Origin of the sequence: Brumicola blandensis (genome assembly GCF_031846165.1) — a bacterium.
GTDB classification, from domain to species: Bacteria; Pseudomonadota; Gammaproteobacteria; order Enterobacterales; family Alteromonadaceae; genus Glaciecola; species Glaciecola blandensis.
The window spans coordinates 78,750-91,888 of sequence record NZ_JAVRIE010000002.1; the positions used below are offsets into that span (position 1 = coordinate 78,750).

A 13,139-nucleotide genomic window follows, 5' to 3' on the forward strand; every position below is an offset into this window, starting at 1 on the left:
ATGGAACGTCCATTCAACTTTTGATACCCATCGAAAACACTTCCATTTATAATGGCACCGACAATGCCGCACCAAACATCACCTTATTTTCCGTTATCCAAGGAGCAGCGTTTACTTAATTCAAAGGAGGAGGTCATGCACTTCTGGCAGCAGGCATGGCAGGAAGAACAAAGACTTTTTTTCACACAGGCAAACATGGCCTTACCCGATTTAAGTACTGAAAATACGGATTTTGATAGTGTGTTTGAAGCCATGTTGTCTCAACGCGACAGAATCAAGGAAACTCAGCAGTTAGTCGATTGGGCTTGAACGTTAGTTGACTAAATTGGTCCAATTTGACCTACTTCAACATCTGCTTTCTATACTCAATCGCAGTGACCAGAAACGCTTGCTTAAACCGCCTGCAAAAATAAGAATAGTCATTGTATCCAAGTGAAAACGCGATGGCTTTCACCGACTTACTTGTGTACATCAATAGCTTGCATGCTTCGCGTAACCTTCGTTCTTCCAGTAAGCTCTTTACGCTTTTACCAAAGTGACGTTTGCAGATAACATTCAAATAATTGTTGCTGATGCTCAACGCGGAGGCATAAAAACTCACATTGCTATCAGAGGCAAAATGACGTTCAAGCAAAGCGCGAAACTTGGTGACATGAGATGTGCTTGATTCCTCCTGTTTTTGCCCTTTTTCTTCAATAAACCAGCGGTTTAGTATAACAAGCAGTTGATAAGTCATTGCTCTCAAACAGTGTTCACTATCCATTTTTAAATCTGTAAATTCATTCAGGATATCATCAAGAAGGCTGCTGACTTTCTTAAACTGTTCTGTCCGAAGCGTTAGTGCCATCTCTCCACTGGTAGAATGAAAGAAGCGAAAACGATGTAAGAATTCACTGTCTTGGAATAGGTGAAGAAAGAACGAAGGTTCGAAAAGTACTACAATGGCTTTAAAGTTACTTTTTAAGACAGTACGTCTAACAGAGTGAGGGCTTGTAAAAAACACCGTTCCCTCGGTCGCATGGAATTTGTACTGATCAATCCAGACGTCGGCATAACCTTCAAGCACAATAACAATCTCATAGAAGTCGATTATGTAGGGCGTGTCTGTTCGTACAAAGCTGCTTAAATCATCTAAGTATGCCGCATCAATGAGTAATTCTTGAGCATACTTTTTTCTATTGAACTTAAAGGTTTTCACAAAGATCTCAAAATGCGTGGATAGTTGAAAAGTACCATTCGTAACTTGCTTTGTCCATTGTCGTTCAGTCTAGTTCCTTTATGATCACTAGGTAAACCGGAGGAAGTAACATGCATCACAGTTTTCGATTAGTCATCGCGATAATTTTGTTTTCAACAGTATTTGCTATAAATGCGAATGAAAAAGAACGTCTAGTCATTCTATCAATCGATGGCTTGGGGTGGCATGAATTACAAACATTCAAAGACGATGGTACTTTGACTAGTGGCGCTCTAGTTCAACAAGACTTGATAATTAACAAGCTACAAGTCCTTGCGACAGGGAATACAGGGCCTAGTCATATTACTGCATATACCGGCGTTGAGCCGAAAGAGGGTGGTTGGGTTGGGAATACCTATTTGGTCCAAGGTCAATCACAAAAGACACGTCAAAGTGCCTTCACAGCGGTAAAACCGCACTCGGAAATTAAGCATGTAGTCACCAAAATTAAAAATAAAGGCTTGAGCACAGCCTGTTTGAATGCCCCTACCGTAAACCCAAACCTACAATGTGATTTCCAACTCAGTTTTTCTCCTCGAGTAGAGCCTTCCTGCGGCTTTTCTCTGACTAAGACAAATACTAAACTTCAATGCGGGACGGACAATCTCGCTATTGATTCGAATCGCTCAACAGTAACGTTCAATAATGTAGAAGTCACCTTGAAAGAAGGTGCCGTCGCGCCAATGTGCTGGTCAGAGAACGAAAAGTACTTTTCTCGATTGTTGTATAAAGAAACAAGTAGAGAAGGCATTAAACTCTATGTGGGACCTAAGCATTCTGTAAATGCCAATGATGCTTTTCACCGAGAGGCCCCGTCTTTTGTTTGCTGGCCTGGCTTAATCGATGGAAATAGCATAAGACTGGGTAAGATCTCACAAAGTGGTTTCTATAAGATCAGCCTATACCAACACGATTATGCTATGCGATTACTTCAGTATGTTTTGTCAATGCAGCAATATGACGTTGTTCTTGCCTACACTTCATTTTTAGACAAGGTTCAACACGAACTATTGTCTGAAGTAGTTATTGATTCTCAAGGTAATACTATCAACTTTGTTGAGAATGCTTTCGCGGTCGTTTCGGATGATCTTAAGAGCATCATCGACAGCCTAAATAAAAATGACTCGATGTTAGCTTTTTCTGATCATGGTTTTCAGAAATCAGACTTTGTGGTCTTTCCAAATGGTCTGTTACGCCCGTTCAATAAAAACATTCAGAACGATAAAAAAGCAGCTCACGTATTAGTGAGCGGTGCTTTAGGTCACATATATACAAATGACATGTCACGTTCGGAAAAAGAACAATTAAAAACCAGCTTGTTGAATTTGGAAATTAACGGCCAAGGTGTGTTTAATTTTGTTATTGAGAGAGGAGACGAAGGTTTTTCTGATTTCAATCATGAGAATAGTGGAGACATTGTTGTCATGGTAAATCCCGGTTTCAGCCTAGATCCTCGTGTGCCTCCTACCGACAGATTTATCTATCCATCAATGGCCAAACCGGATGAAAAGCTAAAGAAATTACTGGTCGATATAGAGTATTTGTTTTTAAGCAAAGGAACGTCCAATAGGGTCTCACCCGGCGTGCACGGTTTTAACAGTGATGTTGCAGAAATTGATGGCATTATTTTTGGCACCAACACATTTCAAGTTTTGCTTGAATCTGGCACAAGAAGTAAGAAAATCAGCGATGTAACTCCACTAATTGAAAAAGCAATATCAGCACATTAAGCCGAATACAAATATGCGAGTATTCAATGTATGAATGGCGGACTTCACACTTTCTGTTTATATTGGTCTACATAAAAATAAACATTTTGCTGATGAGGAAGCTGTAATGAACAACGAGATGATATTCCTGCCAGTACTTGCAAATATCCTACTGGTCTTTGGTATTTATGCCTACATGGGAAAAGCAAAATCACGAGCAGTAAAACAAGGAAGTGTTGATAAGAAAGTGGCAGCTCTAAACTCAAAGGCATGGCCCGAAAACGTTGTGAAGATTTCCAACAACCTAGACAACCAATTCGAATCACCGATCCTCTTTTACGTACTAAGCATTGTTTATTATTTAACAAATAATGTGACGGATATCCTAATACTCACCATGGCTGTCTATGTTATTACGCGTTACCTCCATAGTTACGTGCATATGACATCTAACTACGTGCCGTATCGCTTCAAATTGTTTGTCCTCGGTGTGTTAATTTTGTTGGGTTCATCGGTTTGGTTGGCAATAAAAATAATTACCCAATGACGCTAGACACCCAACACCTCAACAAAAATCGCCAAGACCTGAGTCAGTTAGACGAAATTTGGTTGTTCGGCTACGGCTCGCTGATCTATAAAGTTGATTTTGACTACATTAGAAGTGAGAGAGCACATATTTTCGGTTACGAGCGACGCTTTTGGCAGGGAAGTCATGATCATCGCGGTACGCCCGACAAGCCAGGCAGAGTGCTTACGCTCGTTGAGTCAGAAAACACGCGCTGCGGCGGTGTCGCATTTCAGGTTAGTCACGATGTATTCGATCATCTCGATCACCGTGAAAAAAACGGCTACCTGCGCCATGAAATTAGCCTTCATTTGGATTCCGGCAAGGCAGTCACTGGTTTGGTGTATACGGCTGATGCCGACAATGAAGCCTACTTAGGCGAGGCGAGCATTGCCGAATTAGCTGAGCAAATATATGAGTGTAGCGGACCAAGTGGACCTAATAGAGAGTATGTCTACGACTTGGCTGCGGCATTGCGTGCTCATGGCGAAATTGATGAGCATGTATTTGCGATAGAGAGGGCGCTCCGAGCAATGGAGCCAGCGTAAATACAATCGTCCCCTATTGACGACATGCGTTCATTTGATGATACTTAATTGATGGCACCAGCTATAACTTACACTTAAGTACAGCATTTATATTCAAGGAAGACATGATGAAAATGAAAACACCACTCTATGCTGCAGCGCTCCTTTCACTCGGCGTTGTTAACCAAGCAGCTTTTGCTCAACAACCAACCCTATCTTTCGTTGAGCTTGGATATGGTCAAACTAAGATTGAAGATGTATTTTCGGAAGACCGTTTTTCAGGTCTTAACCTGTCAGCCTCTTTTGAATTGACAGAGGATTGGTATTTGCCCATAAACTATTTCAAGCACAGTGCAGATGACACGGCTACTTTCTCTCAGAGTTATACAGACGGTGTGAATGTCTTCCAAGAAGACTTTGACGAAAAATTTGAAGTGGATTACTCAGAATTTAGTATCGGATTAGGCTACATATTCAGGCTAGGCGATAGTTCTATGTTCACGGCAGATATTAGCTACTTGAAAGTTGAGGCAGAGGTAGCAACCACCGTCAATATTCGCACAACGTCGCCCACTGTCCCTGAAACCTTATTCACAGATCGATTTAGTGCATCAGAAAGCGACGATGGTTTATCTTCAAGACTTATGTACCGCAAGCGGGTGAACGATGCATTTCAGTTCAACGCAGGCTTGCACCTTAAAGTTGCTAGAATTAATAGTGAAACGGAGTCAAACAGCAGCGTGATTGCAGAGGGTTTGTATCATATCAATGAAAATTTTGCTTTGAAGCTTGCTGCTAGCTTAGGCGATGACGATGCAATGATTGGCTCTGTCAGATATTCCTTTTAAGACGTACTGAGAATAGCGCACCGTTTACCTAGCTTTTCCCTGCTTATCGTGGCTTTTCACCGTAAGCAGGACCACTCAAAACGGGAAAATACCATTCCCTATAGGAATAGCGATATGTCGATTACTCAATATCTCACTGTTGGCAGTCTTGCCTTACTGTTGACGCTTAGCTCCCCGCTTACTGTTGCGCAAGAGAAGGAAACCAACCCTCTCGCAAACATCAAGTTACGTAATATTGGCCCTGCCATGATTTCAGGGCGAGTCTCTGATTTTGCTTTTAATCCAACGTCGCCCAACGAGTTTTATGTTGCAACAGCATCTGGGAACTTATGGAAAACCAGTAACAACATGACAACTTGGACTCCCTTGTTCGAGAATGAAGGTGCGTATGCAATCGGTGTGATTGAAATGGCACCCTCAAACTCCAATATCTTGTGGCTTGGATCGGGTGAGAATAATGCGCAGCGCTCTGTTGCGTATGGCGATGGCGTATACAAATCCTTAGATGGTGGTAAAAGCTGGTCAAACATGGGTTTGAAGGATTCCGGCCATATCTCGCAGATATGGATTGACCCGAAAGATGTTAATCATGTGCTGGTGGCGTCTCAAGGTCCTTTGTGGAGCAATGGCGGCGACAGAGGTTTGTATAAAACAACCGACGGCGGAAAGAATTGGCAGCGTATTCTCGACATTGATATTTACACCGGGGTGAATGAGTTTGTTGTCGACCCCAGTAATCCAGACGTGATTGTTGCCACTAGCTATCAGCGTAGACGACACGTATGGACTCTGATTAATGGGGGGCCGGGCAGTGGTATCCACAAAACCACTGATGGTGGTAAAACATGGTCACGCGTTACCTCGGGTTTACCTTCAGATAATATGGGACGTATTGGTATTGCAATGGCACCATCTTCCCCGAATACCTTGTACGTAATCATTGAATCTAATGATAAAGATAAAGGCGTTTATCGTTCGCAAGACTTTGGCCAAACTTGGCAAAAACGTTCAGGCTATATGAGTAGTAGTCCACAATACTACAATGAATTGATTGTCGATCCTCTTAACCCCGAGCGCATTTATTCGATGGATACGTTTACTAAAGTGTCAGAAGATGGCGGCCAATCTTTCCAGTCACTTTCAAACGAATTCCGACACGTTGATGATCATGCGCTTTGGATTGACCCAAACAATACGGAGCATCTCATCATTGGAGGCGACGGTGGTGTCTATGAAAGTTGGGACAGAGGACAAAAATGGCGACATGCGCAGAACTTACCTCTAGGTCAGTTTTATCGTATCCAACCAGACAACGAAAGCCCGTTCTACAATGTTTGCGGCGGAACGCAAGATAACACGTCGCTGTGTGCACCTTCACGCACCGACCTGATCCACGGTATCACGAATGCAGACTGGACCAGCGTCATCGGTGGTGATGGATATAAGCCACAAATTGACCCAACCGACCCTAATATCATCTATGCACAATTTCAATATGGTGGTTTAGCCCGATACGATAGACGAACGCATGAACGTGTATCGATAACGCCTCATCCTAAAGAAGGTGAGAATGCTTATAAATGGAATTGGAATTCGCCAATACTGATTAGCCCGCATAAATCGACTCGCTTGCTCTATGCTGCTGAAAAAGTCTTTCAATCTGAAGATCGCGGCGAAACATGGCGTGCGATCAGCCCAGACCTTACGCGGAAAATAGACCGCAATACGTTGAAAGTAATGGACCGCGTTTGGAGTGTTGATACCATTGCCAAAAATGCTTCTACCTCGATGTATGGCGCTATTATTGCCTTAAATGAAAGCCCAGTGAAAGAGGGACTGATTTACGTTGGTACAGACGATGGCTTGATTAGCGTCACTGAGGATGGTGGTGAAAACTGGCGAACGGAAAAGAGCTTCCGTGGCGTGCCAGAAATGTCACTCGTTGAAGATATCGTCACTTCTCTGCACAATGAAAACGTCGCTTATGCTGTGTTCGACAACCACAAGCGAGGCGACTATAAGCCTTATGTGTATAAAACAACGAACAAAGGGAAAAGCTGGAAAAAGATAAGTAATGATCTTCCAGAGTGGGGTTCGGCGCATACTATCGCTGAAGACCATATTGATCCGAACCTGTTGTTCGTGGGCACCGAATTTGGCCTGTTTGTGAGTCAAAATGGCGGAAGCAATTGGTCTCAAATGAAAGGTAACTTCCCTACGATTGCGGTGCGTGATATTGAAATTCAACGACGCGAGAGTGACCTTGTTGTTGGCACATTTGGTCGCGGTATTTATATCCTTGATGACTATTCACCTCTGCGTACGCCGGCATCGAAACTCGCGAAGCAAGAGGCCACTTTATTCCCAGTGAAAGACAGTTGGTTGTATCTTGAAGGTTATCAATATGGCGGCGAGCGCAAAGGCTCAAACGGCGATGCGTTTTATAGCGCAGATAATCCAGCCTATGGTGCTGTCTTCTCTTATTACTTAAAAGATGGTTATCAAACACTACAACAGGCACGACGTGCAAAAGAAAAGGAAATAGAAAAAGCTGGTGGTGATACGCCTTACCCAAGTTGGAGTACTTTGCGCAAAGAAGATCGTGAGGAAGCCCCCAGCGTCTTTCTTGAAGTAAAAGATGCACAAGGTGAAGTGGTTCAGCGTGTTGAAGCTGCATCAGGCAAAGGCTTCCATCGTGTTGCATGGGATATGCATTATCCCTCGTCTGCGCCAGTATCGCTTAGCAAACCATCTGGCTATGTGCCACCTTGGGCCATTCCACCGAAAGGTCCCATTGCCTTACCTGGCGACTATACCGTTACTCTGAAGAAGCGTCAGTTTGGAAAGGTATCAGCTTTATCAGAGCCGAAAACTTTCGCCCTGAAGTTACTGAATAATAGTCCGGAAATAACCTCTGATCGCGGCGGTTTGCTTGCAGTACAGCAGCGAGCAGCGAATCTTTATCGTTCAGTTAGCGGTGCGTCGAAAGCGCAGAGTGAATTGCGCACGCGAATTGCTCATTTGAAAGCGGCGATTGATGTCACACCATCAGCCACCGAGGAACAAGCTCAAGCGGTAAGAGCCTTGGCAGACCGTCTGGCTCAGCTAAGCGTGTTATTAGATGGCGACGCTACAGTACGCTCACGTCAAGAGCCTGTGCCATGGTCGGTCTCAGGACGCACACAAAATCTTTACTGGGCAATTAGTAGCAGCCAAAAAAGTGTGTCAGGAAACCATTTAGCATCACTCGATATTGCAGAGTCGGAATATACCCGCGTTGCTGATCAACTGAAAACCTTACGAGCGGAACTGGAAGGATTGGAGGCACAACTCGAAGCGATTGGTGCACCATGGACACCGGGAAGGATCCCAACAATAGAGTAAGAAGCTTAAGCAGTGTTAGACCCTGCAATAGGGTCTAACACATCTAAAGGACTAATTGAGTAAAACTGGCTTCCCAAAGCCTAGCTTTTCAAGTCTTTCAAGCTGCGTAGCAGCATCACCGACTACCACTACATGCATCGCGTCTGGGCGAACATGCGAATCTAGGACCGATTTAGCTTTTTCTAAATCCATTGCTTGAACAATTTCCATGTTTTTGCTTTTGGCATCATATGGCAAGTTAAAACGAGTGATTTCCTGAACCAAGCCCAGTTTGTCACCCAAAGTTTCGTTCTTCAGCGCCTGACCGCGAAGCAAGGCATCTTTCGTTTGAGCCAATTCTGCTTCAGTCATCTCTTCGCTATAGCGTCCTAAAATTTCATTGATTAAGCTTAAGCTTTCTAAGGTTACGTTAGTTCTTACTGACGTACCCACGCCAAATTGGCCTTGTTCTGCGTTACCAGTAGCGAACGAGCGAATACCATAAGTATACCCTTTGTTAACGCGAAGCTCGGTCATCAGCTTCGATGTATAAATACGACCTAGTGGGAAGTTAAGCGCTTCTAGCTTGGCAAAGTCATCATTTGTGACAGGCAATGCAGGACGGCTCATTTGCAGCACAGATTGCTTAGACTCTGGTACATCATAGAAATAGACTTTGGTCTTTTCGACAGCAGCCAACTTCGGCACGGCTAGCTTAGGTAATGCTTCTTTGGCTGGCCCTTCGAGAGAAGAGAACAGTTTCAGCGTTTTGCTTTCATCAAAGTCACCCACAATGTTTAATTTAGCCGACGAAATTGCATAGTACTTGGCGTGGAAAGCCTTCACATCGTCTAAGGTAATTGCATTAATTTGCGCTTCAGTGCCAGAACCAGCAATAGCAAGAGGTGTAGGCTCAGCATAGGTAATTTTCGCCATTTCACGAGCCGCGATGAAGTCAGGGTTAGCAAGCTGGGAAACCGCATTTTGACTATAGCTTTCTTGCATCAGTTTAAATTCGCTCTCATCAAAACGCGGTGCATTGATCATGTCTTGAAGCAGGGCAACAGTCTTATCAAGGTTTCGTGCTAATGTTTTACCGCGAATCAGCGTATATTGGCCTCTTGTTTGCGTACTTAAACTTGAGCCCAAAGCACCTAATGCTTTTTCAAATGCTGCAACATCTAAGTCGCCAGCACCTTTGGTGAGCATATTTCCTGTGATTGAAGCAAGCCCTGGCTTATCGAGCGGTGAGCGCATTTTGCCCGCATCAAACTCTAAAGAAAATTCAATGAGTGGTACTTCGTCAGATTGAATACCGACCATTTGCAAACCGTTGCTGCCTTCGGCGTCCCAAATGGTAGGTGTTGGCAATACAAATGAATCACCAAAAGGCGGTTCAACACTGCGATCGAAAGACGATTCAGTAGGTTCAAAAACGCGAGCAGTCGGGTCATACGGCACGTCTTTTTCTGCGCCTTGAACCACAACTTCTTCTACTACCTTAGCAACTTGCGCACCTTCCAGAGCCAACTCTTTTTGGCCTTTAGGGGTAAAGCTCGTGGAGATATAGTGCTTGTCTTTAATGTACTTCTTATAGACATTCATAACGTCTTCAGCAGATACAGCCTGAAGGTTTTTAATATCAGTCGTTAAAAAACCAGGGTCACCGGTAAAGATATTGTATTCACCCATCGCGATGGCTTTACCTAATGCGCTTTGGATACTGTCGAAAATACCCACTTCTGATTCGGTTTTGATGCGCGTTAAGGCTTCATCAGGAATACCGTCTTTTTCGAAGCGAGCGAACGCTTCCCATACCGCAGGAAGCAAATTGTCGATATCTTCGTTTGGTTTAGGGTTAATGAATAAATAGACTTCACCCGCCAGTTCTTTCGTATAGTTAAAACCAGAAACACCGGTAGTTAATTGTTTTTCGTCGATTAGCACTTGATTCATTGGGGCTTCTTTGCCGTCAATTAAGTATGACAACAAGACATTTAAGGCATAAGAATCTGGGTGATATTCTGGTACAGCAGGCCATGTTAAGGTCAGCTGTGGAAGTGTCGCAAAGTTGTCTTCGTGCACGAAATGTTTAGTTTCACTCAGTGTGACAGCTTGAGCTTGGGTTTCAGGCGTCGGTTCAGCACCACTTGGGATTTCACCGAAGTATTTTTTGATAAGCGTTTTGGCTTCTTCAAGTTCAAAATCACCTGCCAAGGTTACCGTCACATTATCAGGGCGGTACCATTGATTGAAAAAGGCTTTTGTATCTTCTAAAGTCGCATTTTCTAGGTCTTCAAGCGAACCAATTACTTGGTGATGATACGGATGTCCTTCAGGATAAATCGCTTTGCCAATCACATATAAGTTGTGACCATAAGGGCGATTGTCTACGCGCTGACGTTTCTCGTTTTTCACTACCTGCTTTTCACGGTCGATAATGTTCTGATTCACCGTTTTAATAAAGTAACCTAGCTTGTCAGCTTCAGCCCAAATAACCTTTTCTAAGGCGTCTTTTGGTACGGCTTGGAAGTACTGCGTCATATCGTTAGTCGTAAAGCCGTTTGTGCCTTCACCACCGATACGCGTGTTCATTTCATCAAGACCACCATAACCCAAGTTTTCTGAGTCCATAAATAAGAGGTGTTCGAATAAGTGAGCGAAGCCGGTTTTACCGACTTTTTCCCTACCAGAGCCTACGTGAACAGCAAGGTTGATCGCCACTAATGGATCAGAACGGTCGATATGGAGTACAACTTCTAAACCATTGTCCAAGGTCATTTTTTCAAAATCTAAAGAGGGAAGAGCGGCTGATTCAGCCTGCTCAGGTGCTTTTTCTGCAAGCGGTTCGTTGGTGTTTTTACTGCATGAAACAACCGCGAAGAGAGAAATCCCGACAAGAAAAGGAAGTGTGAGTGATTTGCGCAAAGGGTACATTCTAAGGTCCTTTTAATTTAATTATGCAAACGGTAATGTAAAACGGGCGCGATGTCGACAATCGCGCCTCTTAAAAGTGTCACTGAATGTGTAAGCGTTTGTAAAAAAAGTTGGGGTCGGCCTAACCGCCGACGCTGATGTACTTACTAGCAGCCCATTTCGCTTGTCATTCCACCAAGACGACCTTCTACCGAGTATTCAATGTAACTAGGGAGAGAGGGCATTAAGTTCAAGCCTGTGCGGTTCTCAATCTCATTGATAGTCACTTCTTTCGCGCAGAAATTATCACGACGTCCGGAATCTTGTTCCATGATAAAACCAGATGCTTCAATCCAACCTGAACTACTAATCGTCATCACGACTTTAAAATAACCAGATGGAACGGTGTGGCGCTCATTGGCTCTCGGTAAGTTCGCAAAGAAATATTCATACAACGGGCCCGTCACAACGTAAACCGATTCTCCGGTTCTCACGTGGGCACGAACAGCGTTTTCAAGTTTCACCCAAGGCCCTTGGTTTAGATTGGACGCTTGTGGAGTGATATTCGACAAGTAGTTTGTTTGTGACCAGTAAGATGTATTACTAAAACTTGCCAGTGGTGCTTGGTGACCTCGGTCAGTTTTTATCACAGCGTTGGCATCTCGGTAATCCGTTGGTTCAAGCGTATAGCGATAGAACTAGAGTAAATAGTGTTTTCATAGTCATCCTGTTGAGTACGTTTATTGTTTTATTGTTGTACTAGCAGCACAGACGACGGCTTTTAGAAGCCAGTACCTGTACTATGGTGAAGGTGCTTTGTAACAATTTTATGACCAGTGTATTTGGGCTCTGTAAATTTTACCGATTTGTTTGTTTCTATGCCTATGTGAAGTTATAAAAAATCAATTAATTCAGGTGTTTATGGTTTGGCCCTGTATTTGCAATCTAGGTAGTAATAACAACAAATATTGCCAGAAACATCAGGTAAAACTGAGTTTCTGATGGGTATCATAAGAGGAAGTACACAATGGAATTTGAAGTCATCAACCAATTTTGGGATCTGATCCACGAAAAAGTAGAGTCTTGGTTAGAAATGGGGATCAAGCACTTACCCAATATGGTAGTCGCCATCATCATAGTCATGGTCTTTGCTTTGATAGCGCGCATTGCATCACGCATCGTATCGAAGGTATTACACCGTGTGTTTGAATCCAAACAAATCGCGGATCTAATTACCGCCATTTTTAAAGTCATCGTGTTTATTGCCGGTTTGTTTATTGCACTCGAGTTCTTAGGCTTAACAGGCACGGTTACCTCATTACTTGCGGGTGCCGGTATCATCGGCCTCGCAATTGGTTTTGCGTTTCAGGATATGACAGAGAATTTGATTGCTGGCATAGCTATGGGTATTCGAAAGCCATTTCAAATCGATGACGTAGTAGAAGCAAATGGTGTGTTTGGCACGGTCAAAGCGATTAATTTGCGCAATACCATTGTTGAAACCTTCTACGGGCAATTAGAAATTGTTCCCAATAAAATTCTTTTTAGGAATATCGTGACCAATTTCTCGACTCAAGGGAAACGCCGTGTTGAAGTGCCGGTGGGTATATCTTATGCCGATGATGTCCTTGAGGCTGAAAAGGTGATTATTGAAGCAATTAATCAGCAAGACTTTGTTATCGAGCATGAAGAAACAGCTGTTTATGCTGAAAGTTTTGGAGATAGCAGCGTGAACCTACTTGTGTGGTTTTGGATTGACTATCCGGGCGAACCGGGCTTCATGCAAGCACGATCAGGTGCTGTGAATACAATTCATAAAGTATTGGCGAAAAATGATATTCTTATCCCATTCCCAATCCGTACCTTGGACTTCGGTGCGAAAGGCGGTGAAAAGCTAAACACCATGCTAACGAATCGCGAGGGCAGTGGCTCTGCCAACGCCTAGTTGGTGTAGTCCTGACGTTTAGATGTTTG

9 protein-coding genes and 1 pseudogene are annotated in these 13,139 nt (G+C 43.6%); 7 read left to right on the forward strand and 3 right to left on the reverse strand.

What is annotated here, in order from left to right:
• The first annotated feature begins 135 nt into the window (after positions 1-135).
• The gene (locus RM544_RS05575; protein WP_311360790.1) at positions 136-309 is read left to right on the forward strand and encodes a hypothetical protein; all 174 of its coding nucleotides are present in this window, start codon (positions 136-138) and stop codon (positions 307-309) included.
• Positions 310-340: 31 nt separating this feature from the next.
• Here RM544_RS05575 and RM544_RS05580 read toward each other — a convergent pair whose 3' ends face one another.
• Positions 341-1,198, reverse strand: a complete 858-nt coding sequence (locus RM544_RS05580) for a helix-turn-helix domain-containing protein (protein ID WP_311360791.1) — start codon at positions 1,196-1,198, stop codon at positions 341-343.
• A gap of 110 nt (positions 1,199-1,308) precedes the next feature.
• Here RM544_RS05580 and RM544_RS05585 point away from each other — a divergent pair, with 110 nt between their 5' ends.
• The 5 genes from RM544_RS05585 (at position 1,309) to RM544_RS05605 (ending at position 8,270) form a co-directional block, all read left to right on the forward strand.
• Positions 1,309-2,967: an alkaline phosphatase family protein gene (locus RM544_RS05585; protein ID WP_311360792.1), complete on the forward strand. Its 1,659-nt coding sequence runs from the start codon at positions 1,309-1,311 to the stop codon at positions 2,965-2,967.
• A 106-nt stretch (positions 2,968-3,073) separates the two neighbouring features.
• A complete protein-coding gene (locus tag RM544_RS05590; RefSeq protein ID WP_311360793.1) occupies positions 3,074-3,493 on the forward strand; it encodes an MAPEG family protein in 420 nt (139 codons plus the stop codon).
• A complete protein-coding gene (locus RM544_RS05595) occupies positions 3,490-4,059 on the forward strand; it encodes a gamma-glutamylcyclotransferase (RefSeq protein ID WP_311360794.1) in 570 nt (189 codons plus the stop codon). The genes RM544_RS05590 and RM544_RS05595 overlap by 4 nt, the downstream gene beginning before the upstream one ends.
• 104 nt (positions 4,060-4,163) lie before the next feature.
• Positions 4,164-4,886, forward strand: a complete 723-nt coding sequence (locus RM544_RS05600) for a hypothetical protein (protein ID WP_311360795.1) — start codon at positions 4,164-4,166, stop codon at positions 4,884-4,886.
• 114 nt (positions 4,887-5,000) lie between these two features.
• Complete coding sequence (locus tag RM544_RS05605) at positions 5,001-8,270, forward strand: glycosyl hydrolase (protein WP_311360796.1); 3,270 nt, start codon at positions 5,001-5,003, stop codon at positions 8,268-8,270.
• A 51-nt stretch (positions 8,271-8,321) separates the two neighbouring features.
• Here RM544_RS05605 and RM544_RS05610 read toward each other — a convergent pair whose 3' ends face one another.
• Positions 8,322-11,186 (reverse strand): M16 family metallopeptidase, encoded by a 2,865-nt coding sequence (locus RM544_RS05610; RefSeq protein ID WP_311360797.1) that lies wholly within the window; start codon positions 11,184-11,186, stop codon positions 8,322-8,324.
• 146 nt (positions 11,187-11,332) lie between these two features.
• Positions 11,333-11,857, reverse strand: a pseudogene (locus RM544_RS05615) (DNA/RNA non-specific endonuclease); the annotation flags it as partial.
• A gap of 335 nt (positions 11,858-12,192) precedes the next feature.
• Here RM544_RS05615 and RM544_RS05620 point away from each other — a divergent pair.
• Entirely contained in the window at positions 12,193-13,110 is a 918-nt protein-coding gene (locus RM544_RS05620; protein WP_311360798.1) for a mechanosensitive ion channel family protein, read from the forward strand.
• Positions 13,111-13,139: the final 29 nt, after the last annotated feature.